Raw genomic sequence first — 25918 nt, 5'->3', positions numbered from 1 at the left:
AATAATAATGGACCTATCGAAGTTCAAAGAGAATCTGGAAAGAAGCCACATTTAGTCTCAAGATTCCCGACAGCATCAGCTAACTGTAGCGATAATGTTTTTTGACATCCTTGCTGATTTTCCAGACACAGGAGAGACCTGCGGGAAAGATGACCAGATCGCCCTTGCCAATCACGACAGGATCATTTCCTTCAGATTCTACAATCACTTCTCCTTCCAGAAAATAACAGGTTTCTGTTTCGGTGTAGGTCCAAGGAAATTCTGACACTTCCTTGGTCCAGACAGGCCAATTGGTGACACCCATACCCTTCAATCTGGCAGTTGACGGAATTTCTACTTTGATAGTCATAATTACCTCTGTTTTACAATTCTGTAGCATCTCTGTGGAGATCTACCTCAAAAAAGAGACTTTCATCCATTGAAAAGTATCTCTTAGTAACTCATTTTTAATGTTCACAAAAATTATAGATTGAGTTCAATTTTAATGAATCTCTTGAACTGATTTATTATTCAAGGTTTTTTTATGAAGAACATTGATGGCTGAATTTCTGATAAAATTATTGCACGATCAGCGAATAATTTGGGCTGTTCCATGAATCAGATTATAGGTCAACGGGGCGGATTTGACGACGAAATACACGATAGAGTGATAACTTTCTGGAAATATCGCCGTTTTGTTGAAATTTCAGCATACCGCTCACACCATGATAGTTTTGCAGGTTGACCAACTGCTCGCGCAACTGTTGGTGATCCTGCACTTTATTTTGGGTAGTAATCAATGAGATCAGGATTCCTGCCGCGTCATAGGCAAATGCTGTGTAGATTGAAGGGCCTTCGTAATTAAGGTGCTGATAGAAGTATCTCTCATGCATGCGCGTGAATTTCTGAACCTCCTCATCTGGATTTTCCCTGGAGAAACTTCCAGTAAAAACATGTTTGCGAACATGCCCCCGGATGGTATGCACAATTGCCGGATTGTTCCATCCGCTGTCACCTGCGTAAAACAATTTATCCATTCCATAAGCACTGGAATAGGGAAAGATGATATTTGCGGTATCCATATTGTCAGCACCTAACGGAATAAAAACTCCGTCAAAATCTCGAATTGGCTGCTGTTGTTTTTCTTCAATTTCTTCCATGATCTGTTTATCAGTTTCTGAAAGATATCTGCGCGCACCCGTGAATTCATCAAAGGCGTCAAGAAAAGTTTTTTGTTTTGGATAAAATCCATAGGCCGTAGCTATTGTCCGTTCTCGTTTTTCTACCTGTTCCCAGAAATAACCCAATTTTTCCTTTCCCTCACGGGTTTGAGGATATAACACCGCAAAGGACCTGACTTGAGCATAATCTATTGCATAGTCTGCCAGATTTTTTTCTTCTTCAGCCCAATTTTCATTAATTCGAAAAACATAATCGCCAACTTCAGCTATGGATGAGGTTTGTGTCAGTGTTATGAGCGGAACCTGATATTCCTGAGCGATTCGGGCCGCGGCTTCAGATGTTGTTCTGATCAACGGACCAATGATCGCAATCACATGCTCATCTTCTATTAGGGATCTGGTAATGTCCTCAGTTTGTTGCGGATTAAGATAAGAATCCCTGAAAATCAACTCTATAGTGGAACGGGGTGATTTGTTTGAATTATCCTGGTTGTTCACTCGTCGATTCTGAAAATCTATCAGACTCAAGCGCACTCCCTCCATCGCGTCTTTTGCCAGTTGGGCAATTTGTGCGGGCTTTGCGCTCAAGGGTAAAATTACCCCGATTTTTGTGGGTACAACTCTTGTTTTGACCCATAAACGGTTCTGGAGATTTGTGAGTTTAAGTTGATGATTCGAAGCTAAGCCGGCCTCTTCTGAGGATAATTTCCTGGTCAAATAATCCTGAGCCTCGACATAACGTTTTTGATTCATCAAAAGTTCAGCTTGCTTGATTTGAACCAGTTTTAGAATGAGTGGATTTTTTGAATATTGACGTTCAATCTGGTTACAAATTGATTCATTTGAAATAGAATTGATGATTTCCTGAAAATGTTGCTGGACAACGGATTGCTCAATTCCGGGAAGTTCTGACCGTTTTATTTCATGGTATAACGCTGAAACAGGCTGATTGTTTTTAAGAAAATATTCACGGAGCATCCCATGAAAAGGTTCAAGAAGTTGTCGATCGTCCTGTGATAATTGTGCTTCCAGATTTTCAAAGGGACCATTCAAAACCTTGTTCTGCCTAGCTCTTGCCCAATGATAATAGAACCTGATCCGTGGTATGAATTGGTTTTGATCAGGCGCTGACAACACAGCTTCAGCTTCTGACTCCATCTCGGAAAACTGTTCCATTCTTTTTAATAATTCGAGCAAGGCAACTTTCTGATAGTATTTTTCCAGCAATGCTCCTTGTGTTTCCAACAACATCCAGGCTTCAAACAAGTTTTTCTCCAGAATTTGTCTGAAATATTGGAGTCTTGATTCCTGATCTTCCAATGCTGCTAATGAAGGTCCCTGTGTTTTTTCAATGACAGCTTGCTGGTTCGTCAGCCATTCCGGTTGGCTGAAGAGACTTTGTGCCAAAGTAGTGTTACCCTGCGACAGCGCAAAAAACAGAATCACCGGGATTGTTGAGAGCATTCTGGATTTGGGTGGAGTCATAGTGATTTTAAACGAACAGGATTCAGGTTTGTGATGAAGAGGGATCTTTCCAGCGTTTTATAAGTTGATGTTCTATATCAAACAAGTCCAGAACACGACCCACAGTATGATTTACCAGGTCATCAATGGATTGCGGCCTGGAATAGAATGCCGGGACAGGTGGCGCAATGATTCCGCCAAGGAGTGATAGCTGTTTCATATTCTCGAGATGTCCTGCATGAAGGGGCGTTTCCCGAACCATCAATACCAGACGTTTTTTTTCTTTCAACACCACATCTGCTGCTCTTGTGATCAGATTGTCACACATACTGTGGGAAATGGCAGACATTGTTTTAATCGAACAGGGTGCGATGATCATACCTGATACCCGGAAGGATCCACTGGCAATAGCCGCTCCAATATCCTCGTTGGAGTAATGAAAATCCGCAATTTTATAGAGATCCGCAGGCTTTAACGTGCTTTCATAGGCCAGTGTTTGCATTGCTGGCCTGGAGAGGATCAGGTGGGTTTCAATGGATGGATCACCACGGAGTATTTCCAGAATACGTATGCCGTATATTACTCCGGTGGCTCCTGTTATTCCGATTACAATCCGGTTCATTAGAACAGTTCCAGTTCTCCCGCCTGCACCAGTGAATCCATGGCATCGGGGGCTTCCTTGAATTCATCAGGAGACCAGCTCAAATGAAAAATAAATTTCTGGTATAACGATATGGGAGCAAGCTTTCCTGAATTATCCGTGATCGTGTAGTGGAAGCAGAGTTGAGGATCTTCAGAACCGAAAGAAATGTAATTCCTTGAGTGATTGATGATCGTCGGAACCTGAATTCTGAAATCACCCGATCCGGAATTGGTGTTAGAGAAGAATCTTGATTTGAATCCGCCCCACATCATATTGGTGATCTCTCCCATCAGTCCGTTGACTGATCGAAAATCTCCTTCATCTGAATTCATGGGCGTTTTTCCATGACGAACCAATTCATAGAGGCTGGCTTCTTCTGATTGAAGCATCATAAAACCACGGCACCATCCACCTTCCAGAGAGATGATGCTGAAAAGTTCTCCATAAATGATGCGGTCACGTACCAGATAGGGCGCCCCCACGCTGATAGTAACGTCTTTAAGAACAGAATTTAGCGCGATTTCAGACAACTCTTCAATCCCATGGATCATGGCGGTAGGATAATAGGTATTGAAAATGAACTTATTGACATGTTCCTGGAGCACATCCAGTTCATCTTTTTTGTAAAAACCGGCACAGGATATGTGCTCATTGTGTGGCAATTCAGTATCTGAAATCCTTCGCATGAAAATTGGCAATTCGGGTCTGATATGATGAATTTCCTGGGCAATTTCAATTCCCGTTCGTCCTTCAAGTTTTGCGTCTTCACACAAGAAAATAGCACCCAGATCAATGTTATGTTCCAGCGTTTCCCTGATATTTTTATACTGTTCGGCCTTCAATCCAATCAGATTATGAGTTTGACAGAATTCCCTGAGTTTTTGCATGTGATCGGGGTCTATCTCATGGATCAATACTTTACTCAGAATTTGAGCGGCTTCAGACATGGTTCTCCCTCTGGGTTAGTGTTAAAATAATTCAATTTCGCCGGTACTCACGGCTTCTGCTTTTTGAGGCATTGCAAAATCAAGATCCCCGTAAGGGCAAACATAAAGACTGAAAAACAGATTCACCCCTTTTTCTGATACTGCGGATGAAAACAATGAATATTCATATTTCATCTGGCTGAAATGTTTGAAGGCTCGTTCTTCAAGCCTGTCTGGTGTAGACATTCCCAAGTGTGGAAACACTCTGCCCAGTTCACGTTTCAACGCGCCGCAAATGTTGTTTCCAAATTCGCCCATATAATCATAAAACCTGTCCCGGTTTAATTGGTCCGCGGACAGATTCAGGGCTTCTGCAACATAAGAAATTGTTTTCATGTTACAGGTGAAATGAATTGTAACAAACAGTCTGAAATCATAGGAGCACAAGGTCAACACCACAAATTCGCGTGCTTTCAACCCTGCTTCTGTCTCAATCTGGTTGATTTGCCAGTAATGTCCTTGTTGCAACTGATTGAGCACTTCATCTACAATTTGGGTATAGATCAATGAAAATGCGTTCTTGGCTTCCTGGCTGATCAAAGTTTCCTCTCAGATAGACTCCAGATTGTGCTTGATGACTTTGAGTTTTTTGAGTGCGTCACCCACAATGGTATTCTTTTCTTGCATCTCCAGTTTTACCAGCACATTTTTAAGGTCTTCCACCAGATATTTTAAACCGTCCATGGCGTTTAGTGCCATACGACTCCCTGCCTGGGTGTCCTGAAATGTCGCGGTTGTCAGGAGATCATTCTTGGTTAACTGCAAGGTATAGTTGTTACACACACCCTGTGTCTGATTTGCCAGTTGAGAAATTTCCTGTGCAACGACCTTGAAACCTCTTCCGGCTTCACCCGATTTAGAAGCTTCAATACTGGCATTCAAGGATAAAATAGCGGTTTGACTGCCAATTTTTTTAAAATCCTCATTGAGCTTATGCATCATCTTGTTGTTAGCCTTGAGTTCAGCCAAACCATCGTGCCACCTCTCAAACGTGGTGACTAGTCCAAGGAGGTGATTGACTTCCTCAATCAGTCTGTTAAGCGTTTCCATGGAAGTTGACAGATATTCCTCGACTAACTGGCGTTGACGCCCTAGAGATAGAGTTGTTTGTAACTCTGATAAGTCCATGAGGACATTATCAATTCTATTCTGAATTTCGGTCTGAAATTTCAAATTTTTATGGGAATAAGCATCATTTTCTTTCTGAAGAGTTTCCCTGATTTGAGACAGCGATGATTTAGGAACCATTTGAGATAATTTTTCCTCAATGGTTTCCAAAGTATGCATCAAATGTTTTTTCCAGCGAATCCGGATAAGCATACCGCCTATGATCGCACCCGGAATCATCCCCAAGATAAATTCCCACATATTTTTTAATCCAGAAGAGGTTGTCCGGTGACACTAATCTCAGGCACCAACCAGACTGCGAATGGGCCCCAGAGCACTTGGGCCGCTGAAAGGCTTAACAATCCAACCTTTAACTTTTGCGGCTTTTCCCCGTTGTTTCATATTCGCGTCGTTTTCAGTGGTCAACACCAGAATATGAACATTCTGGTTATTGAGTTCACTGCGAATTTTTTCTGACATCGTCAAGCCATCCATGTTGGGCATGTTCACATCTGTGATTACAAGTTTAATATCTTTATCTTTCTTAAGTTTTTCCAGTCCATCTTTTCCATCAATCGCGGTGGAAACAGTGAAACCGTTGCCACTGAGAAATCCGCTGACTTCGTTACGAACTGCTTCTGAATCATCAACTACCAGAATTTGTGCCATCTTTTCCTCCTCTGAGTTTGGGACTATTCTAAAAAAATCTATTATGCTTCATAACTAATAATAAAGCGAAATGCAAAAAGAAATTACAATAGATTAATTAATAAAACCAAGATTGCAATATCAGTACCCGCGACCAGAATGTTCAGTTTTTTCTGAGCATCCGCTGTCAGACTGTCATAATTTCTTCCCATCATTTTTTTAAGCATAAAACGTGTTTGAGACGCAATCCATTTCATGAAACCTCATTGACTTTTTCAAAATCAGTTCAAAGTAGTGTTTTTTTTCACCAAGACTATGACTAGTGCTTTAGACATATACTAAAATAGAATCAAATGTCTAGGGGGACAGCGAAAAATAATATTTTTCATGTTCCCCTTGCCGTTAAGGCTTTTAGTTGTGCTGTAAGAAATGTGGTTTTACCATCCGGACTTCTTACTTCATAGTTTAGATTCTGCATATTTCCGGAAACAAAGAGTGTTGCTTTCCCTGGAAGGAATAATGGTTTTTTAAAGCGGATATCAAGTTGTAAAGGTGGTTCGGGCAATAATTCCAAAGAATCCCCCAGACATCGTGAAATTGACCACACCCCATGAGCGATCGGGTTTTCAAAACCGAAAAATCTGGAAACCCTGGCATGCAGGTGAATCAGATTAAAATCCCCAGACAATGCCGCAAATCTTCGACCTGCATTTTCAGGAACATCCCAAGCCCTTTGTTTTAAGACTCCCTGAATGACAGGATTCACCACTCGCAATGGATTTGTCTGATAGTCTGAACGCGAGAGAAAGGTTGTCGTACTGTTCCAAACCTGTTCAGATCCACAGAATATAGTTGCATGGATATCGAATTCAACGCCTTTCCGGACATTGCGGTGTCCTTCTGTCGTGCAGACTATTTTGAGAGTTTCCCATCTTGAAATGGTACGTAGCATGCGGATTGTTTGTTTGATGTGTATAAGCCCGGTTGGTCTCAACGGAAACGATTCATGATGAAAAATATCAGGGAACAGGTTTCCCGCGAGTATCTGGATAAAACTGACGGGTAATCCTTCTTTATCCTGAACTGGATAACCACAGACTTTTTCAAAAGCATGCAATTGTTTCTGCTGAACGCATAGCTGCGACGACTCAACCTCGATTCGGGGAATGGTTTCACCAGGGGGCAATTGGGTGGGTCGCAACAGCAGACTTCTCGGAAATGGTGGGATTTGCCGGTAAAGATGACGGCTCCCGTTCATGAATAGATACAGTTCGGCTAACGGAGACATGAATGGATTGAAAGACATTGAAACCTTGATAAAATTGAAAATGTAAGAATAGGGTGAATATATACTTTTTTTCATCCTGTACAAAGTGAAGGAACTCTTGCCACGGTTTAAGATTTTTCGCGTTGCTCAGAATGACAAAATTCCGAATTCTATCCGTTTTAAGTATAACTCCAATCGATCCTCAGTCTGGATTATAAAAAATCTTGGTTATTCATATCAAATTTTTAATAATAGAAAAAGAATTCAATTGCATGAATTTTCATAAAAACCGGTCAATCTCTTCCAGCTCAATCTCATGCAACCCGCAACACTTTCTATCAGTTTTATCAATTCTTTGATTGATGTCGTTCAGCAGTATGGACTGGATCGAAAGGCATTGCTTTCCCTCGCCGGTATTTCTCTGGATTTACTTGATGATCCATTTGCCCGTGTCAGCACCCGGCAATATATCACAGTTGTTGAAGAAGCAATCCATCAAACAGGTGATGAAGCACTGGGGTTGAGAGTTGGTCAAAACATCCGTTCAGACAGCTACAGTCAGGTTGGCTATGCCGCAATGAGCAGTTCAACGCTGGGCGACGCATTGCAACTTGGGATCGAATATCAACGTGTGATTACCTATGGCATAAATCTAAGTCTGTATTTGCAGGATGAATTGGCTACCCTGCGTTTTGAGTCCTCCATTCCGGGAAAACCTCTGCCGAAATTTGTCGTTGAATCTGGAATCACAGGTTTGATGAAAATGTCACATATTCTGACAAATCGAAGAATTCATCCTCACCATATCACCTTCCAATATGATGTACCTGCTTATGTTCGGGAGTATCAAACCATTTTTGAATGTTCTGTTGAATTCAATCAACCACACAATGAGGTTTACTTTGATAAGGCCTTGCTGAAAATTCCCCTGAGACACACGGATCATACCCTGTCAAAAATCATGAAAAAAATTTGTCAGGACCTCCTGGAAAAAATTCCTGAAGATCAAAGCGTTAAAAAACAGGTTCAGCAATTGACCGGAAGCATGTTCAAAGCTCATTTTCCTGGCTTTGATTCTGTCGCGGAACAAATGGGAATGACTCCACGGACGCTTCGTCGCAAACTAAGAGAAGAAAATACTTCCTTTCAGATCATTCTGGATGATATCCGGAAAAATCTCTCAATGTCTTATCTGAAACGACCCCAACTTCCAATCAATGAAATTGCCATCATGCTTGGCTTTTCTGAACCGAGTGCCTTCCATCGGTCCTTTAAAAAATGGACAGGGCAGACCCCCGGAGAATATCGTGAGGATTTCAAATCAGAGCCTCACATTTCAGACACATTAGCTTCCGGGTTTTAATGAAATTCCAACGAGTCCAATTTTTGGCCCAGCAAACCATTCGACAGGGATTCAAGCTGATCAGGAAATATCACAAACAACCTGTATCTTCGTTAGTCAGACCCTCGGTTTCAGCCATTATCATTGCAGGCGATCAGTTGTTCATGATTCGTCGTCAGAACTATCTGCGTGCTTTTCCGGGGTACCATGCTTTTCCAGGGGGTGTGATTGATCCCGAAGATTCGGAAAATGCTGAAATACCTGATTGTCCTCAAAATATTCCAATGGATCATTTCCATGCGTTATGTCGAGAACTGAAGGAAGAACTCGGGTTTGACCTGTTGAACGCGTTACAGAAGGGACTCATTCATGAAATTTCTCCCTTTGGTAATGCTCTCACTCCCGCCTCAAATCCTGTAAGGTATCAGACCTGTTTTTATAAGCTGGTACTGTCTGAAAAAATGCGGTTCCTACCCGATGCCGGTGAAATTGCCTGGTCTGGTTGGGCAACTCCCCGTGATTTTCTGAAGGAGTATGAATCTGGTAAGATTTTGGCGGTTCCTCCAACTCTGGTTGCGGTGGAGCGACTTGCAGAGGATATCACTGTTTCCGGAACAGGCCGACTGAATCCAGCGGTGTCGCCTGACGAAATATTCGCGATTCCTTTTCTCAGTGGAATATGGCAGTTGATGGTTGCCTCTGAAACGTTGCCTCCGGCCTCAACAACCAATGCCTTCATCCTTGGGGATTCACCGGGACGCAGATTTTTGATAGATCCTTCGCCCAATTCCGAACTGGAATATCAACGACTTTGTCGATCGCTTGCTAAACATGAGATTGATGGCATATTCCTGACTCATCACCATCCTGATCATCATCAGCAATCAACACGTCTTGCTCGTGATCTGGATAAAACCATGCTCCTGAGTCATGACACCTTTCAGCGGATTAAAGAAAAATGGGGGCGCAGGTATTTCAGGGGGGTTTCAGTGGAATTGGTTCAGGAGGGTTGCCAACTCACCTGGTGGAAAGGGCAACCTGTGCGTGTGTTTGAGATCCCGGGACATGATGAAGGACAGCTTGGTCTGGCGCCAGATTCTATGGAATGGTTTCTGGTGGGCGATTTGATTCAGGGACTGGGGACCGTCGTAATTGCCTCACCGGAAGGGAATATGAAAAAATATTTTGAGAGCATGGAACGTGTGATTTCACTGAATCCAGCCGTGATCATGCCGTCCCATGGAATTCCTTCGCGTGGAACAACACTTCTTGAAAACACGCTGAAACATCGCAGAATGAGGGAAAAACAGATTTTGGAACTCCTACAGTCCGGGAAAAACAGAATCCAGATTCTGAAGACTTTGTATCAGGATATTCCCCGCTTACTTTATCCTCTGGCCTGGAAAAACATCAATGCTCATCTGGACAAGTTGCAAGAAGAACAACAGCTTTGATTTATGGAACATTCGAACAACAAAATAGATATTTCCCCAAAAACACATTTCCTGCCGGGCATGCGTAGAGACGCGCTATAGCACGTCTCTACAGACTAGAGGAGGAGCGACTGATGGAAAAAAGTTTACAACTTATTATAGAGTTTCTTTCAATTTGTTGAACAGCAACGTAAGCGATTCATCCTGTGATTTTGTGACGACAATGAATTCCAGCCCATGCTCCCAGGTCTGCTGCTGATTGAATAGCGGCCCTGAAAAACTCCATATCACCTGACATATGAATTGAAATGGAATTTGCGCAAGATATTGTTCCAGATTGGATTCCTTGAAAAAGAGCTCAACTTTGAGGATCTGTCCTTTTTCAAACAGATGATGTGTCTGGATTTTTAGTCCGCCCATAGAGATATCCAGAGTGGTTCCAGCCAGTTGAATGTCATTTTCCGGAACAAACAGGTTGATCGGTACATTGAGATGAAATCTGTCTGTTCTACGTCGGATATTATGATCAATCAGATTGTCTGTATCTTTGACAACACCATCCCAAATAATTTCTCCAGGGGGATATTTCTGAAAATACCTGCAACGTTTGAGATAGTTGATGCAAATGACATCCTCGGGAAATATTCCCAGGCATTCTTCAAAACAGTCTATGGCCTCAGCGAACGATTGGGCTTTGTATAACACAATCCCCTGAAACAGCAGGAGTTGTGTCTCAATTTTTTTTATTTTGAGGGATGGTGGATCAGCATCAAAAACATCATAAATAATTGTAGGTTCTGACTTTCCTCTGACCTGAACGGTATCAATTTCCCTGATGTTATAGTTCTCCTTGTCAAGCAAGGCGTCATACGTTCGAAAGGATATCAAAATATTTGAGTGATATTTTTTAGTCAGGGTTTCCAGTCTTGCGCTCAGGTTGACATTATCCCCGATCACAGTTGAATTGATACGTGTTGCTGAACCCATGGCACCTACCATGACTGGGCCTGTATTGATGCCTATGCCGAATTTAATCTCCTGGAGGTATTCCCCCTGATGTTCCTGATTGTATTGTGCAACGGTTTCTTGCATTTCGATGGCCGCGTTCAACGCATGGTTTGCGGAGTTTTCTCCATCAAACAGGGCCATGACCGCGTCTCCGATGAATTTATCCACAAACCCCTGGTTTTTGGAAATAACAGGTTCAGTCAATCTGAAAAAAGTATTCAGAAAATCAAAGTTTTGCTGGGGCGTCATGCGCTCTGCGTAATGGGTGTAGGACCGGATATCCGCAAAGAGAATCGTCAGATTTTCCTCTTCAAATTGTCCTCCCTGTAAATCTGTGAATAATTCTATCCGATTCAGGAAGGCTTTAGGCACAAACAATTGAAAAATCCGGTTGATACGTTCCAGTTCTTCAAAGGAAAACAACAATTGCTGATTCGCTACGATCAATTCTTCCTCCACCCTCTTTCTGGTTGTGATGTCTTCTCCGACACCAACCAGGTAGCGAATTTTCTGTTTTGCGTCCCTGATTGATGACATGGATCCTGAAATCCATACATCAGTTCCTTTTTCGTCGTGAATACTCCATTCTCCCTGCCAAAGTTGGCCCTGTTGGACGGTCAAGAAGATGTTGCTGATGACAGGCTCAGGAAAGATCTTTTGAAGAGGTTGCCCGAGAAGTTCAGCGGATGCGAATCCAGTGATGTGGGTGAACCGTGGATTTACATATTCAATGATACCATCAGGGTTTGTGATAAAAACCATGGCAGGGCTTTGCTCCACTGCCATTGAAAGTTTGATCCATTCGTTTTCAGCTCTTTTTCGCTGAGAAATATCCCGTAAGGATGCCAGCGTGCAGGGAACTCCGTTCCAATCAATTTCCACACCACGAATTTCAACCGTTCTGACCTGTTTTTCATTCTGAATTTCAACTTCCAGAAATTCACCTGAACTCACTGGATAGCGAAAATCCTGACCTTCCATATCCTTTTCACTGCGGTTCAACAGTTTTTCCGCCACAGGATTCGCAAATCGAATTTTCTTGTCAGGATCAATGATCAGGATGCCGTCCACAATATGTCTGATGATGCTTTTGAAACGATTTTCGCTGTTCAACAAACCCTGGGTATAATGTTTTAATTCTATGAGCATTTGAAATCGCTCAATCGCATAGCGGATCGTTCTTTCCAGGGAGGACGCATTCAAATCATTTCCAAAAAGCAAATCCTGAGCACCCAATTGAAGTATTTTGATTGAATCAATGGATTCCATCTCTTCCTGTAACACGATGATCGGTAAATTCGGCAGGGTTTCGTGGAAAAATTGAACTTGAAGCTGAATCGATGCCAGCGAACCATCTGAAACAAGCAGAAGGATATCTACTTTGTCATCCACTTGTGACTGGACCATCTGATTTCTGGCAAAGATAAGGAAGGAGTGAGAAAGTATGTGTTTCAGTTGATCCAGATTTTTCAGAATGGTTTCTACAAAAGCGGATTTTTGAGGTGCGATCAACACAGCATGGATATCAGCGGTCCTGATTTTTCCGGATTTCAGTTGTTTTTCCTGCTCCTGAAAAATGGCTTCAATTACGGATCCCAGTTTTTTTAGAGGAACAGGTTTCTCGAAAGTATGAGAGGCTCCCAGAAATCGGGCCTCAGCCAGATAGTCCAGTTCACCGACTTTACCACCGCCTGAAATGGCAATGATGTCAACATCCGCAAACGCTCTGCGAAGTTCCATGATCACTTCCACGCCATTTTTCCGGGGCATAATGATGTCTGTAATCACCAGATCTGTCGGATGTTCCCGAAACTGTTTTATGCCTTCATAACCATTTGTTGCGGTGTAGACTTCATAACCTTTACGTTTGAGGAACTGACTCAGCAGGATACAGACCTGTTCCTCATCATCAATGATCAGAATTGTTTTTGCCATTAACGTAATGCTCCGGTAAAAAACAGCATGGAATAACTCGACTCAGACAGGTTCAACCTTCTGTGAGATGTTTGATTACTATGATGGATTGGGATAGACAAGCAGACTTCAGACCACTTTATCATTCAAACCGGAATATTCGATGATTTTGTCGTTCTATGTTGAACTGACGTTTTCCTGAAATCTTTTTTACTCATGCATGGATGTTTCCACCAACAACCATTAGGCTGTTTGATGGGTTTTTGCATTGCCTTTCTTACAAACAAAATCCATTTTAATTTTATCATCAGATTCTTCCCTTCATCACATAAATATCATTAGACAAAGGTAGACTTTATGGAACTGGAACTTGCGTTTGACAAACAGGGTGGTTTGCTCCCGGTGATTGTGCAGGAAGTCGGCACACGAGAAATCCTGATGCTGGCCTATGTGGACCCGCAGGCCCTTGAACAAACACGTCTGACGGGAAAGGCACACTATTATTCAAGATCCAAACAGCGCTTATGGATGAAAGGCGAATCCTCAGGACACATTCAGTTGATTCAGGATATTCTCGTGGATTGTGATCAGGATACGCTGGTATATGTTGTGGAACAAACCGGAGGAACAGCCTGTCACACCGGAGAAAAGAGCTGTTTTTTTTCCAGATTGACCCCTCAGAATACCTTGGAACCCACTTCTGAAAAACGAGTTTCCCTATGAATCGACTTCTAAAATTATCGGCTCTCCAACTGGCACAACTGATCCATTCCAAAGAAGTGACCTCTCTGGAAGTGGTGAATACTCATATTGCCCGGATTGAATCAGTGAATCCGGAACTGAACGCTGTTGTTTGTAACCGGTTTGAACTGGCCAGAGCGGAAGCCCGAAAGGTTGACGAACAACTCCATGAAGAACAGATGGAGACCATTCCGCCGCTGTTGGGGGTTCCCTGCACCATCAAGGAATGTTTCAGGGTCTCTGGAATGCCAAACACTTCAGGGCTGGTCGCCCGTAAGGGGTTTGTGGCTGAAGACAACGCAACCGCTGTTCAGCGTCTGCTAAAAGCTGGCGCAATTCCCCTGGGTGTCACCAACACCTCGGAACTATGCATGTGGATGGAAACCAACAATCGGGTTTATGGCCGAACCAACAATCCGTATGATCCTGCACGTATTGTCGGCGGCAGTTCAGGAGGGGAAGGCTCGATTGTCGGTGCCGGAGGGGTGCCCTTTGGTCTGGGGTCTGATGTGGGTGGATCCATCAGAATGCCCGCGTTTTTCAATGGCGTATTCGGACACAAGCCCACAGGCGGTTTGATCCCCAATACGGGACAGTTTCCCGTTGCTGAAAACAACGCTCTCCGTTATCTGACCACGGGTCCACTCTGCCGAAAAGCTGAGGATCTGATGCCCCTTGTCCGGATTCTTGCCGGACCTGACGGGTTGGATGAATGGTGTCATGCCTACAATCTTCAGGACCCGAATGAGGTGATGGTTGAAAAACTCCAGATTCTGAATGTTCCCGGAAATCTGAGAACACGAGTCACCCGGGATTTGCTTGACAGCCAGTCGCAATGCGCGGATGCCTTGAAAAAACAGGGAGCAAATGTCAGAACCCGTCACATTGATACTCTGAAAAACTCGCTGGAGATCTGGACCACCATGATGGTCGCGGCAGGTGGTACGCCTTTCGGCACTCTGCTTGGAAATGGAAATCCTGTGCGAGCAATACCGGAAATGGTGCGATGGTTGACACGTCGTTCGCCGCATACGTTACCGGCCATCATGTTGGCGTTTTTGGAAAAAATGCCGTTTGTCTTCAAACGTCATATAGAAATGCGCGATGAGCTTCGGCAGGAACTGGTCGGACTCATCGGCAATCATGGTGTCATGCTTTATCCCTCCTATTCTTCGCCAGCTCCTTTCCATTATCAACCCCTGATGAATCCCTTGGACTGGGTCTTTACAGGCATTTTCAATGTTCTTGAATTTCCGGTGACGCAGGTACCTCTTGGTTTGAATAAGAATGGACTGCCCCTGGGCATACAGATTGTCGCAACGCCGGGAAATGATCATCTGAGTATCGCGGTGGCCATGTATCTGGAAAAAATTTTTGGTGGGTGGGTTCCGCCAGCAACATTTTGACTTTTAAACCAATAATCTCCTTGAAAGAGATCGGCCATGCAAACTGAAATGTTCAATGTGGAAGGAATGACCTGTGCGGCCTGTGTCAGCCGTGTTGAAAAATTTGTCCGGAAAATGGACGGAATTGAAACCGTGGAGGTCAGTCTCGCAACCAACCGGATGACGGTCCGTTTTGACCGCACCCGTCTGGAATCCTCAGCCATCGTTGAACAGGTCCGCAAAGCTGGCTACACAGCAGAACTCGCCTTAAATATCCGGGACGCGCATGTTAAAATTCGTGGAATGACCTGTGCGGCCTGTGTCAGCCGGATTGAAAAAAAAGTTTCCAAACTGGAAGGGATCAAAAATATCTCGGTGAATCTTGCGACAGAATACGCTGAAATCCAGTTTGATGCTGATAAAATCCGGATGTCGATGATCAAGGAAGAAATTCGCAAAGCTGGCTATGAACCGGTTGATATTGAAACTCAGGATCAGCAACATCAGGAAAATATCCGGAAAGCTCGTGAGTTACAGCACCAGAAACAGGAAATGCTCCTGGCAATGGGATTTTCTTTTTGTCTGCTGTTGATCGCAATGGGAGAAATGGCCGGATTGCCCATGCCCAAATGGTTATCAACCGAACATCATCCGGAATTTTTCTCAACGCTTCAGGCCGTTCTCGTGTTGCCCGTGTTATGGCTCGGACGTCGATTTTATCTGAAAGGTTTTCCTGTGTTGTTTCAGGGAAGTCCCAATATGGATTCACTGATTGCGGTGGGAACATCCTCTGCCATGATTTACAGTTTTTATAACACAGGCATGATCTGGATGGGCCACAGGGAAGCGGTTCAGCATCTTTATTTTGAAACAGCCGGAGTGATTGTCGCTCTGATTCTGCTGGGAAAATATCTGGAAGCTGTCAGCAAGGGACGAGCCTCCGAAGCCATCAGTAAACTCATGGGCTTACAACCGAAAACCGCGGTTTTGCTGAAAGATGGACAGGAATTGGTCATCAGCATTGATGAGATTGAAATCAATGATCTGATTCTGGTGAAACCCGGAGAAAAAATTCCGGTGGATGGTCAGGTGGAACAGGGACGCTCGCTGGTCGATGAGTCCATGCTTACTGGCGAAAGCATGCCCGTCGAAAAACAACCTGGTGCCGCCGTGTTTGGCGGAAGCGTCAATTTTCAGGGGGCTTTGGAATATCGGGTGACCAAAGTTGGCAAAGATACAATTCTGGCCCAGATCATTCATCTTGTTGAACAATCTCAAAGCAGTAAAGCACCGGTCGCACGCTTGGCAGACACCGTATCAGGTGTGTTTGTTCCTGTGGTGATCGCAATTGCGGTGATTGCGTCTGCCTCATGGTTGTTGGCCGGGATGCCCCTGCCGTTTGCGTTGAGAATTTTCATTGCGGTTCTGACCATTGCCTGCCCTTGTGCCCTGGGACTCGCAACGCCCATTGCCATCATGGTGGGCACAGGCAAAGCCGCGGATTTTGGTATTCTGATCAAAAACGGAGAAGCCCTGGAAATCACCCAGCACATCCAGACTCTGGTTCTGGACAAAACAGGGACCTTGACCGAAGGACGTCCACGTTTGATGGAAACTGTAGCGTTTTCCTCCTGGACAACCGAGGAAGTTCTGCGATTTTCCGCCTCTGTGGAAAGACGCTCCGAACACCCACTGGCCAAAGCGATCATGTCAGAATCCCTTGAGAAAAATCTTGCGTTACTGGAGGGCGAAGATTTTGAGAGTCAACCGGGATTTGGAATCAAAGCTCTGATTTCTGGAAAAACGGTCTGGCTGGGAAACTGGAAGATGATGCAATCTGAGGGATTGTCAGCAGAAATTCCTTCAGAAACAGCAACATGGTCGGAACAGGGCTATACATCGATTTATGTGGCAATCGACGGTAAACTGGCAGGGGCACTCGCTGTGGCTGATTCCCTGAAACCTGACAGTGCTGAAGCGGTTCAACGGTTGCAGAATATGGGAATTGAAGTGGTCATGCTTTCCGGAGATAATCAGACAACCGCTGAAGCCATCGCAAAATTATGCCATATTGAACATGTCATTGCGGAAGTACTCCCTCAAGACAAGGCAACACACGTCCGTCAGCTTCAGGAGTCTGGAAAAAAAGTGGGCATGGTCGGTGACGGGATCAATGACGCTCCGGCACTGGCTCAGGCGGATGTTGGACTGGCCATTGGAGCGGGAACCGATATTGCCATGGAATCAGCGGATATTGTATTGATGAACAATCGCCTGACCGATGTGGTTCGTGCCATTCAACTGAGCCGGGCGACCTTGCGAAACATCCGCCAGAATCTGTTCTGGGCCTTTGCCTACAACATTGCCGGGCTTCCTGTGGCGGCCGGAATACTGTATCTGTTTGGTGGTCCGCTCCTGAACCCCATGTTTGCCGCCGCAGCCATGGCCCTGAGTTCCGTTTCAGTCATCACCAATGCGTTGAGACTCAAACGGTTCCACTGAATTCATTGCGGCTGATAACTCAGATTGGAGGATCCATCATTGCAGAACAGCAGTATGGATTGGTCTGTCACAGGTTTCCAGCCAACTTCATAGTTCATTTCATGCAGTGTGTCGCGCATGTCCTTGAACAGTTCAAAACTGGATGAATCCACCCAGAAAAAGAAATAATATTCAGTGGGCTGAAATTTTGAGATGAGAGTTTTCAACAAGCCCTTGTTCTGGTTGAACTGATGCCACCAGAAGCCGGAATCCGGATCAGGAAAAAATTGCAGACAGTGGTACAGGCTGGAATAGGGAATCAGTTTCACATTGTAGGAATCCACTCTTGTATCAAGCTCTCCGGTAACAACCTTCTTCATTTCCTTTTCAAAAGACTGATAGACTTTGCTACGATCCAGATAGGTGATCCGGTTATCCCGGACAATAAACAACAACGCGGATTTCTGGGAGAAATGTGCCCACGGAATGGTGATTTTTTTGATGATTTCGATTTTTTCCTGGGATTCTGTGACAGTTTGAGTCGGTTTTGAAATAGAAAACAGTGAAACCATCACCGCCAGTATGACAAGAATTCCAACATTATTGGATACAATATCAACCAGAGAGTCCAGATTCAGGAGAGGTATGTTTCTTGATTTACGCATGAGTGTCAGATTTTAAGAGGGTCTCCAATTGCTTGAGCGAGTAGCCGATTGAGATAAGCTACAACGGTTACAGTGACACCTGCAAAACGATTTAACAGTCTTTGATTTTTAACCGACTTGAAGCGATTGAATCTGCCTTTGATCAATCTAAAGGCAGGGTTGTTTAATTTTCAGTTTGGCATGGTGGGTAGGTTGGGTAGAACGAGTGAAACCCAACAAAACTCGATGGGTTTCGCTAACGCTCTACCCATCCTACGCATCCTTTTTTGGAAAATTAAACAGCCCCGATCTAAAGGCTTGACCCAATTGATGGTAAAATGTTAGATGGCAGTCGGATTTTAGTTTTTTCGGTGAATCCTGAGTCGATTCTGTGTCAATTAGAATTGAACGATAGGAGAATCCTCAAGGCTCTGAGCGTTGCAAGGTGCAAAAAAAAGAACAGTTAAATTATGAAAGGAAGTATCAATGAAAGATTTATTTAAGGATAAAGCCAGGGATTGGGATGCTGAGGAACGACCACGGTTGCTTTCTGCGGCTATAGGTTCAGCAATATTGCAAAATGTCCGTCTGCATGATCAGATGAGGGTTTTGGATTTCGGCGCGGGAACAGGGCTGATCAGTTCTCATGTCGCACCGCATGTAAAAAAAATCATTGCTGTCGATATTTCTGCGGCAATGCTGGAAAGACTCGCGGCAAAACCAGAACTACAAGGTAAAGTGGACATTGTCTGTCAGGACATAACAGATAAACCTCTGAATGAAAAGTTTGACCTGATCATGAGTGCCATGGCAATGCATCACGTCAAAGATACTTCAAAACTCATTCAAAGATTCGCTGAACATTCCAATAAAGGTGCCTTGATCGCTCTGGCTGATCTTGACAAGGAAGACGGCAGTTTTCATCCTAAAGACGCAGAGGGTATCTTTCATTTTGGCTTTGACCGGAATGAATTACAAACCCTTCTGGGACAGCATGGATTCAGTCAAATTCAGTTTTTTACATCCCACACAGTGACTAAAGATGGTGAAAATTTCCCGATATTTCTGGTAACCGCAACCAGGTCTTAGAAGCCTTTTGGTAAAAAATAGTATATTTACCTTATAGTGGTTTAAGATACTGATAATTTTTTAGTATTCTCATTTTGAATGAGAAACATGAAACATGTTGAGCATATTTTGAAAGCAGCCTAAATGGGTCCATAATATATTCATTTTGAAATCAATAGTTTAGCTATTTAATAAAAAGGTATTCTTTTTTAACAAAAGGCTTCTCAGGCAACAAGTTCCGACTGAGACCTCAAGGTTTTCCTTCATTCCTGAAAAAATATATTCCTTCTTTTTCGTTTCCAATAAACATATCCATATCCCCATCCCCATCAATATCGGCAAAGGCGGGAGTTGATCCAAAGGGTAAATCCAGATCCTTGAAATATTTGTCGTTGGGAAGCCAACCCCATTGATTTTTCTGATCTCCAGCCGCAGGTTGAAAGCCGAATAATTTTCCCTGATCTGAACCAATCACCAGCTCCAGTTTCTGATCATAGTTGATATCCGCCAGAACTGGAGTCGCACCGATTCCCACATCAAGGTCCATGAACTGTCTGGTCAGCAGCTTAAAACTGAAGCCATTGCCAGTTTTTTCCTGGATATACAGCCGCATCTGACCTTCAAAATTTCCGATCACCAGATCCGGCAAACCATCCCCATTGGCATCCAGAACAGCAGGTCTCGAATTTCTTCCACCAGTGACACCCGAAAAAGGCGCAGGATTGAATACAAATTCAGCATACTCAGGGGTTCCACGGTTTTCCCAATAATGTATTTTTCCATCCGCATCTCCGACAATTAAATCCTGATCACCATCCATATCCATATCAGCAAACACCGGTGTCGGATTTTTCCCACCCTCATAATTCAGATATTTTTTTGTCACCAGGGTCCATTTTGAATTAGTCACATCACCTTCATTCAAATAATGAAAAAAATCTCCCTCTTTTGTACCCACAAACAAATCGAGATCCCCATCGCCATCAAGGTCAAAAAAGACTGGAACCGTCTTATTTCCAGGCTTCAGATTTTCATAATTTTTACTAACCAGTTTGAACACAGGATCAAACGGAACCACTGGAATTTCAGCCATTTCTGTAGTTTCCGGCTGAATGGCCGAATCCATGGGTTCATCAGACACCACAGCTTCAGTGGCATCTGATGTTTCAGTGCTAACATCATTCACGTCCTGGGCTTCAAGTGAGTTGCTTGTTTCCAGAATAATTTCTTCTTCCGGCTTGTATTCTTCAGCTTTCTGAAATCCCTGATTGAGCCAGAGTAAGGTATTTCCTTCTTCATCGCCCATGAATAAATCCATTTTGCCATCACCATTCACATCCCAAAGATGAGGCGTACTGAAACCAATAGTTTCCAAACCATCCCACTGGTTTTTTTTCAATTCCCATCCTTGTGTTACCGGGTATTCCGGCAAAGGATTGAAACTGACCAGTTTGATCTGGCCATTATTTCCACCGATCAACAGATCAGGGTGGGGATCCTCATTCCAATTGAAAAACGCGGGGGCGGCATTGCGAGCCACGATGATTTGTGAAAAACGGGTGCTTTTCAATACAAAATGCGGCTTCCGGGCAGTTCCCATGTTCTGATAAAAGGCGATTCTCCCTTTTCCATTTCCGACAAAAAGATCCTGATCGCCATCCTGATCCAGGTCCTTGAACACAGGAACACTGTAGCTTCCAACATCCACATTGGCGAAATATAAATCCTCGATGCTCCAGTCAGGTTTTTGGGCATTGCCTTTATTCTTGATTAACTCCAGGCGGCCTGTACGGTTGCCGACAATCAGATCCAGATCGCCGTCTCCATCAATATCCACCAGGGTGGGTGCACTGAATTCACGTTGATTGGGTTGAAACGGCGTGACAGTGATTGCATGCCAGTCAGGTTTTTGAGGAGTGCCATTGTTATTGTAAGCAAATATTTTTCCGGAGTAGGTGCCAATCATCAGATCCTGTTTTCCATCCTTGTTCCAATCTCCACTGGTCAGAATGGTTCTTCGATCTTCCGGAGCAAGATGTGTGAAATTGAAAAAATTGCGATTTTTGAGCCATAATCTATTTCTGGTGAGTACCAGTTGTGCTTTGGGTTCCTGTGTGGCGGTTTCAGCGTTGGTTGGCCCGGGTGGATTTGCGGCATTGGGATCCTGCGCTACCGCATTGGGATCCGTGTTGGTGTTGACCTGAAGTTTGGGCATGACCGCATTGATCTGTCCTGCTGGTGGAGTTCCCGGTGCATTGTCCGTTGGAGATGCTGTTGTGTTTGAGGGAGCAGGCTGAACCTTTGGCAATGTGAGTGCTGTTGAAGTAAAGCTGCTGTCTGTCTTGAGAACGGCTTTGGCAATGCTGTTGATATCATCGGGAGTATCCGCTGGAATGGGCAAAGACTTTTTGAGAATTTCAAAACAGGATTCCGGAACGTTCAACCGTTCACAAAATTTTGTCAGGACTTTTTCCGGAGGCAGATTCCAGTTGAACAAGGAAAAATTCACATCTGGAATATCCTTTAATCCAGTACTGAGCACTTCCCTGTTTTCATAATAAATCACTCGGCTCTGAGAACTGCCCATAAACAATTCTGGGAAACCATCATTACGCCAGTCATAAAAAACCGGAGCGGCATCTGAAACCGCGTCAATATAGAGAAAACGGTCTGATTCCAGTTTCCAGTTGGGCGCAAGAGGAGTCCCTTCGTTGAGATAAAAATTCAGTTTTCCATTGGATTTTCCCACGACAACGTCGAGATCACCATCATAGTCCCAATCAATGAATTCCGGGGATGCATGAATTTCCGGACGGATTTTATCAATCAGTATTGGTTTCATCAGACAGGGTTGTTCTGCCTGAAACCTTAGATTGGGATCACAAAAAAACGGGTTGCCGATTTTACCGCCATTGGGATAAAGCAGAACCTGACCATCCCTTGTTCCAACAAGCAGATCAGCAACCCGGTCACCATTGACATCAGCCAGGCGAATCACGGTGTTATTACCGGGACGCAACCCCATGTAAATGGGAGTTATCAATTCAAAAATCGGTAGTAGCGCATTGCCTTTATTCTCATAGAAAAAAATACTTCCGTCTTTTGATCCCACCAGCAGGTCGAGATCTCCGTCTTCATCCAGATCATACAAAAAAGGTGACGCATAGCCACCGACATTGATGATTTTTGGAAACCGTTTTGTTTTCTGATTGTCGTCAGTTTCCTGGAACCAGGCCTTGTATTCTTCGGTTCTCAAAATCATGACAGGGTCATATTTCGTACCCGTATTTTCGAAATAGGCCAATTGTCCATCCTGTTTTCCCACAATCAGGTCATTATCGTCATCCCCATCAATATCGCCAAAGGTCAAATGGCTATTGGCAAAGGACCTTGTATAAAGCAGATGCTGCTGGCCATCAATCAAACCATAATATTCCCGGTTCCAGGTGTAGATAATATCTGCTTCGGGTTGTGCCAGAAGCAGGTTTGGAATCAAACCGCCCAAAAACAGCAACACCGTGAAGATGTATTGGGGGATTATTCCTTTCTGGAATGCATTCATCATGTGGTGGCCTGTGTATTTTGTAGAGACTGGTTTCAAACCCGTCTCTACTGATCTGATCATGGGGCAAAAATCGTTCAGAAAAAGAAATGCAAACGCTGTGACATTCTCAGCGTGAATTGCACAGGGACTTAGACAAATCGATCAAAAATATGATCCCAGTGATCGGCCCGTTTTATGGCAGGGTGTGAAAATGATGTATTGAACGAACGGGTGATCAGCCAGATTTCAGCATCAGGAAACATTTCATGAACATTCACACAATTGTCTGGATGATCATCCATGAAAAAAACGGTTTCTTCAGGATTCAGCAACTCTTTGATGATATCCGCCTTTTTTCGGGGAGGTCCATGGTCGAAGGATAGAAATCCCCCGCAATGGACAGAATGAAACTGGAAACCCGCCTTGAGCAGGTTTGTTTCCCTTGCTTTGAGATATTGGGGTGGAATGTTCGTGATGAAATGAACTGGCAAACCACCAAAAACACGATTGAACCTGTCCACCTCCACCAGAGGAGACAAGGCTCCGAACTCCTCACTGGAAATAAATTTTTCCCAACCTTCCAGCACTTGTTCTTCCTTCAAAATATCAGAAAAATACCAGCATTGGGGTTGATAATTATCAGGGAGATTCAAATTGAAATATTGTTTCAGCGCCTGAATGTAACGGCTTTCAAAATCGAGAACAACCCCGTCTACATCAAAAAAATATCGCATCATGATGGTTTCCTCAGAATAAAGATTTCGGATGGAAAGACTAAACTTCAGAAGTGAACGTTCATTATTAAAATTTTTCCTTGTCAAGTTCAGGCAACCCGATAAGTTGAACCCGTTTTTTCAAGAGTGCAAACCTGAAATATCAACAATTCCTTTTAATAACCTGTTTTGAGTTTAAAGCATGGATACAGATCAATGGAAAATTCTTGAAATCCTGAAAAATCATGGCCCCAAGGTTTATGAACAGGGCGAATACAGTCTGATAAAACTGAAAGATGGCATAGAACTCCATTTTGAACGTGGTGCTTTGGTGAATGTGGTCAACTCCTTGAAATCCAACGAACGTTTGCCGATGCTGGAAAATTTGCTGGAACAGGTCAAAGCCTATTTTATTGAAATGTTTCCGCAAATGAAAAATTACAAGTTTGAGTCCTCAGAAGCCTTGATTCATGAAGCCTTGATCCTTGCGAAATATATCAAAAGCCCGTTGCAGGAAGATGGGATGCTGGATAAAATCGCCAGGATCTTTGTGGATAAATACCCCTACCTTGTGGATAAAGAATTTTCTTCTCTGGAATTGATACGACACGTTCTGGTTCTGATGGAAGATGAAAAACTGAGGGCCGCTAAAAAGAAAAAATAACAGAACTTTGCGGTTTGGCTCCGTACGTTGAGCAGGTGCGTACACCTCAAAACTGAAACCAGCCTTGAGGTGCGACCGTATTGAGGACGTGTCGTGTCAGAACTTGGGAAGTCGGGCAATGGCCTTGTTGATGGCTTCTTCCGGATAATCGTAATCTTCCAGTTCTCCCTTGAAATATTTGTCATAGGCCATCATATCAAAATGACCATGACCGGACAGGTTGAAAAACAGGGTTTTGGGTTCGCCTGTTTCCTTGCAGCGCAAAGCCTCATCCAGCACAGCCCGAACCGCATGACAGGATTCCGGTGCGGGAATGATTCCTTCGGCACGGGCAAAACGAACACCGGCTTCAAAGGTTGCCACATTCGGGACCGCCACGGCCTCAATGAGACCTTCATGATACAACTGTGAAACCAGCGGGGAATCCCCATGATAGCGCAAACCGCCAGCATGAATGGCTGGTGGAACAAAATCATGTCCCAAGGTGTACATTTTCATCAAGGGCGTCATTCCTGCCGTATCCCCGAAATCATAGGTATATTGGCCTTTGGTCAAGGTTGGGCATGACGTTGGTTCCACCGCAACCAGACGGATTTGTTTTCCAGATGCCTTGTCCGCAAGAAAAGGAAAAGCGACTCCCGCAAAATTGGAACCACCACCGCATGGCGCAAAAATCATATCCGGATAATCACCAGCTATGGCAAATTGTTTTTTTGCTTCCAGACCAATGACTGTCTGATGGATCAATACATGATTCAATACGGAACCCAGTGTGTAATTTGAATCACTGCGGGATGCCGCGTCTTCAACCGCTTCAGAAATCGCAATCCCCAGAGAACCGGGACAATCTGGATCTTCTGCCAGAATTTTTCTACCAGCCTCAGTCTGGTTGCTCGGACTTGGCAGAACATTGGCACCCCATGTTTCCATCATTGCCCGGCGATAAGGTTTCTGTTCAAAACTCACCCTGACCATGTAGACAAACACTTCCAGACCAAACATCTGCCCTGCCATGGCGATGGAGGATCCCCATTGTCCGGCACCGGTTTCCGTGGTCAACCGTTTGATTCCCGCCTGTTTGTTGTAATAGGCCTGGGGCACCGCACTGTTTGGTTTGTGAGATCCTGCTGGACTCACGCCCTCATATTTGTAGTAAATTTTAGCTGGAGTGCCCAAAGCTTCTTCAAGTCTTCTGGCACGACACAGCGGACTTGGGCGCCATAATTTGTAAATTTCCCTGACTTCTTCAGGAATAGGAATCCACCGTTCACCGGAAACTTCCTGTTCAATCAAAGCCATGGGGAAGATCGGTGTTAACGCTTCCGGTCCGATAGGTTTCCCGTCTGGCCCCAGCGGCGGTGTCGGTGGATTGGGCATATCGGCGACAACATTATACCAATGGGTAGGGATTTCATTTTCGGGTAACAGAATCTTGTATGTACTCATAGTCAGCCTTTCTGAGGAAGAGTTCGAAGCAGGAATCATTCATGTTTACAAAACGCTGAATGTTCTTTTTTTATTAAAAAATATGCAAATCGAAATAAACCTCTATGAAACAAAGAGGTGACTCCTTAAAAAAAATATTTTTTTTAACCCCTTGTGCTGGCATTTCAAACCCGTTATATACCCCAAAAAGGTTACTCATCGTTTTGTCCATTCCCCCGAGAGGAGCAGTCGATTATGGATATTTCATCAATAGGAATCGC

At 44.0% G+C, this 25918-nt stretch carries 21 protein-coding genes; 7 read left to right on the top strand and 14 right to left on the bottom strand.

Features of this window, described 5'->3' with window-relative positions; all coding sequences use genetic code 11:
• Nucleotides 1-79: 79 nt before the first annotated feature.
• The 9 genes from HQM11_08755 to HQM11_08715 all read right to left on the bottom strand — a co-directional run bounded on the left by HQM11_08755 (nt 80) and on the right by HQM11_08715 (nt 7314).
• A complete protein-coding gene (locus HQM11_08755; protein MBF0351110.1) occupies nt 80-349 on the bottom strand; it encodes a cupin domain-containing protein in 270 nt (89 codons plus the stop codon).
• 253 nt (nt 350-602) lie between these two features.
• Nucleotides 603-2645 carry an ABC transporter substrate-binding protein gene (locus tag HQM11_08750; GenBank protein ID MBF0351109.1) on the bottom strand — a complete coding sequence of 681 codons (2043 nt, stop codon included), beginning with the start codon at nt 2643-2645 and terminating at the stop codon, nt 603-605.
• A 22-nt stretch (nt 2646-2667) separates the two neighbouring features.
• The gene (locus HQM11_08745) at nt 2668-3246 is read right to left on the bottom strand and encodes a UbiX family flavin prenyltransferase (protein MBF0351108.1); all 579 of its coding nucleotides are present in this window, start codon (nt 3244-3246) and stop codon (nt 2668-2670) included.
• Nucleotides 3246-4214, bottom strand: a complete 969-nt coding sequence (locus HQM11_08740; protein ID MBF0351107.1) for a chemotaxis protein CheX — start codon at nt 4212-4214, stop codon at nt 3246-3248. Before HQM11_08740 ends, HQM11_08745 begins: the two co-directional genes overlap by 1 nt.
• Before the next feature lie 21 nt (nt 4215-4235).
• Nucleotides 4236-4793 (bottom strand): hypothetical protein, encoded by a 558-nt coding sequence (locus tag HQM11_08735; GenBank protein ID MBF0351106.1) that lies wholly within the window; start codon nt 4791-4793, stop codon nt 4236-4238.
• A gap of 9 nt (nt 4794-4802) precedes the next feature.
• On the bottom strand, nt 4803-5621 hold the full coding sequence (locus HQM11_08730) for a hypothetical protein (GenBank protein ID MBF0351105.1): 819 nt from the start codon (nt 5619-5621) through the stop codon (nt 4803-4805).
• Between the two features lie 39 nt (nt 5622-5660).
• Nucleotides 5661-6029: a response regulator gene (locus tag HQM11_08725; protein MBF0351104.1), complete on the bottom strand. Its 369-nt coding sequence runs from the start codon at nt 6027-6029 to the stop codon at nt 5661-5663.
• An 83-nt stretch (nt 6030-6112) separates the two neighbouring features.
• Nucleotides 6113-6265, bottom strand: coding sequence for a hypothetical protein (locus tag HQM11_08720; GenBank protein MBF0351103.1), 153 nt, complete (start codon nt 6263-6265; stop codon nt 6113-6115).
• A 128-nt stretch (nt 6266-6393) separates the two neighbouring features.
• A complete protein-coding gene (locus tag HQM11_08715; protein MBF0351102.1) occupies nt 6394-7314 on the bottom strand; it encodes a hypothetical protein in 921 nt (306 codons plus the stop codon).
• A gap of 277 nt (nt 7315-7591) precedes the next feature.
• Between HQM11_08715 and HQM11_08710 the strand changes: the two genes are divergently transcribed.
• Together HQM11_08710 and HQM11_08705 are read left to right on the top strand one after the other, a co-directional pair.
• Nucleotides 7592-8638: an AraC family transcriptional regulator gene (locus HQM11_08710; GenBank protein MBF0351101.1), complete on the top strand. Its 1047-nt coding sequence runs from the start codon at nt 7592-7594 to the stop codon at nt 8636-8638.
• Nucleotides 8638-10071 carry an MBL fold metallo-hydrolase gene (locus HQM11_08705; GenBank protein ID MBF0351100.1) on the top strand — a complete coding sequence of 478 codons (1434 nt, stop codon included), beginning with the start codon at nt 8638-8640 and terminating at the stop codon, nt 10069-10071. The genes HQM11_08710 and HQM11_08705 overlap by 1 nt, the downstream gene beginning before the upstream one ends.
• 135 nt (nt 10072-10206) lie before the next feature.
• On the opposite strand, the gene HQM11_08700 is transcribed toward HQM11_08705, so the two are convergent.
• Nucleotides 10207-12993, bottom strand: a complete 2787-nt coding sequence (locus HQM11_08700) for a PAS domain S-box protein (GenBank protein ID MBF0351099.1) — start codon at nt 12991-12993, stop codon at nt 10207-10209.
• A 336-nt stretch (nt 12994-13329) separates the two neighbouring features.
• On the opposite strand from HQM11_08700, the gene hisI reads away from it, so the two are divergent.
• The 3 genes from hisI to HQM11_08685 are packed head-to-tail and all read left to right on the top strand — an operon-like array spanning nt 13330 to nt 17600.
• Nucleotides 13330-13695, top strand: a complete 366-nt coding sequence (hisI, locus tag HQM11_08695) for a phosphoribosyl-AMP cyclohydrolase (protein ID MBF0351098.1) — start codon at nt 13330-13332, stop codon at nt 13693-13695.
• A complete protein-coding gene (locus tag HQM11_08690; protein ID MBF0351097.1) occupies nt 13692-15119 on the top strand; it encodes an amidase in 1428 nt (475 codons plus the stop codon). The genes hisI and HQM11_08690 overlap by 4 nt, the downstream gene beginning before the upstream one ends.
• A gap of 36 nt (nt 15120-15155) precedes the next feature.
• Nucleotides 15156-17600: a copper-translocating P-type ATPase gene (locus HQM11_08685; protein ID MBF0351096.1), complete on the top strand. Its 2445-nt coding sequence runs from the start codon at nt 15156-15158 to the stop codon at nt 17598-17600.
• A 2-nt stretch (nt 17601-17602) separates the two neighbouring features.
• Here HQM11_08685 and HQM11_08680 read toward each other — a convergent pair whose 3' ends face one another.
• Nucleotides 17603-18244: a hypothetical protein gene (locus HQM11_08680; GenBank protein MBF0351095.1), complete on the bottom strand. Its 642-nt coding sequence runs from the start codon at nt 18242-18244 to the stop codon at nt 17603-17605.
• A 465-nt stretch (nt 18245-18709) separates the two neighbouring features.
• Here HQM11_08680 and HQM11_08675 point away from each other — a divergent pair, with 465 nt between their 5' ends.
• Nucleotides 18710-19312, top strand: a complete 603-nt coding sequence (locus HQM11_08675; protein ID MBF0351094.1) for a class I SAM-dependent methyltransferase — start codon at nt 18710-18712, stop codon at nt 19310-19312.
• Between the two features lie 229 nt (nt 19313-19541).
• Here HQM11_08675 and HQM11_08670 read toward each other — a convergent pair whose 3' ends face one another.
• On the bottom strand, nt 19542-22856 hold the full coding sequence (locus HQM11_08670; protein MBF0351093.1) for a VCBS repeat-containing protein: 3315 nt from the start codon (nt 22854-22856) through the stop codon (nt 19542-19544).
• 128 nt (nt 22857-22984) lie between these two features.
• Nucleotides 22985-23572, bottom strand: coding sequence for a hypothetical protein (locus tag HQM11_08665; protein ID MBF0351092.1), 588 nt, complete (start codon nt 23570-23572; stop codon nt 22985-22987).
• A gap of 178 nt (nt 23573-23750) precedes the next feature.
• Here HQM11_08665 and HQM11_08660 point away from each other — a divergent pair, with 178 nt between their 5' ends.
• Entirely contained in the window at nt 23751-24212 is a 462-nt protein-coding gene (locus tag HQM11_08660; protein ID MBF0351091.1) for a hypothetical protein, read from the top strand.
• A gap of 96 nt (nt 24213-24308) precedes the next feature.
• Here HQM11_08660 and HQM11_08655 read toward each other — a convergent pair whose 3' ends face one another.
• Entirely contained in the window at nt 24309-25658 is a 1350-nt protein-coding gene (locus HQM11_08655; GenBank protein MBF0351090.1) for a TrpB-like pyridoxal phosphate-dependent enzyme, read from the bottom strand.
• Nucleotides 25659-25918 lie beyond the last annotated feature (260 nt).

It is taken from the genome of SAR324 cluster bacterium, from assembly GCA_015232315.1.
Lineage (GTDB): Bacteria > SAR324 > SAR324 > SAR324 > NAC60-12 > JADFZZ01.
This window is presented reverse-complemented; position numbering and strand designations above follow the sequence as displayed.

Excerpts from the sequence above, each read along its gene's own strand:
- HQM11_08660 (MBF0351091.1), top strand. The coding sequence starts at position 23,751 with ATGGATACAGATCAATGGAAAATTCTTGAAATCCTGAAAAATCATGGC.
- HQM11_08750 (MBF0351109.1), bottom strand. The coding sequence starts at position 2,645 with ATGACTCCACCCAAATCCAGAATGCTCTCAACAATCCCGGTGATTCTG.
- hisI (MBF0351098.1), top strand. The coding sequence starts at position 13,330 with ATGGAACTGGAACTTGCGTTTGACAAACAGGGTGGTTTGCTCCCGGTG.
- HQM11_08720 (MBF0351103.1), bottom strand. The coding sequence starts at position 6,265 with ATGAAATGGATTGCGTCTCAAACACGTTTTATGCTTAAAAAAATGATG.
- HQM11_08705 (MBF0351100.1), top strand. The coding sequence starts at position 8,638 with ATGAAATTCCAACGAGTCCAATTTTTGGCCCAGCAAACCATTCGACAG.
- HQM11_08730 (MBF0351105.1), bottom strand. The coding sequence starts at position 5,621 with ATGTGGGAATTTATCTTGGGGATGATTCCGGGTGCGATCATAGGCGGT.
- HQM11_08655 (MBF0351090.1), bottom strand. The coding sequence starts at position 25,658 with ATGAGTACATACAAGATTCTGTTACCCGAAAATGAAATCCCTACCCAT.
- HQM11_08665 (MBF0351092.1), bottom strand. The coding sequence starts at position 23,572 with ATGATGCGATATTTTTTTGATGTAGACGGGGTTGTTCTCGATTTTGAA.
- HQM11_08745 (MBF0351108.1), bottom strand. The coding sequence starts at position 3,246 with ATGAACCGGATTGTAATCGGAATAACAGGAGCCACCGGAGTAATATAC.
- HQM11_08685 (MBF0351096.1), top strand. The coding sequence starts at position 15,156 with ATGCAAACTGAAATGTTCAATGTGGAAGGAATGACCTGTGCGGCCTGT.
- HQM11_08670 (MBF0351093.1), bottom strand. The coding sequence starts at position 22,856 with ATGATGAATGCATTCCAGAAAGGAATAATCCCCCAATACATCTTCACG.
- HQM11_08740 (MBF0351107.1), bottom strand. The coding sequence starts at position 4,214 with ATGTCTGAAGCCGCTCAAATTCTGAGTAAAGTATTGATCCATGAGATA.
- HQM11_08725 (MBF0351104.1), bottom strand. The coding sequence starts at position 6,029 with ATGGCACAAATTCTGGTAGTTGATGATTCAGAAGCAGTTCGTAACGAA.
- HQM11_08690 (MBF0351097.1), top strand. The coding sequence starts at position 13,692 with ATGAATCGACTTCTAAAATTATCGGCTCTCCAACTGGCACAACTGATC.
- HQM11_08755 (MBF0351110.1), bottom strand. The coding sequence starts at position 349 with ATGACTATCAAAGTAGAAATTCCGTCAACTGCCAGATTGAAGGGTATG.
- HQM11_08675 (MBF0351094.1), top strand. The coding sequence starts at position 18,710 with ATGAAAGATTTATTTAAGGATAAAGCCAGGGATTGGGATGCTGAGGAA.
- HQM11_08710 (MBF0351101.1), top strand. The coding sequence starts at position 7,592 with ATGCAACCCGCAACACTTTCTATCAGTTTTATCAATTCTTTGATTGAT.
- HQM11_08680 (MBF0351095.1), bottom strand. The coding sequence starts at position 18,244 with ATGCGTAAATCAAGAAACATACCTCTCCTGAATCTGGACTCTCTGGTT.
- HQM11_08715 (MBF0351102.1), bottom strand. The coding sequence starts at position 7,314 with ATGTCTTTCAATCCATTCATGTCTCCGTTAGCCGAACTGTATCTATTC.
- HQM11_08700 (MBF0351099.1), bottom strand. The coding sequence starts at position 12,993 with ATGGCAAAAACAATTCTGATCATTGATGATGAGGAACAGGTCTGTATC.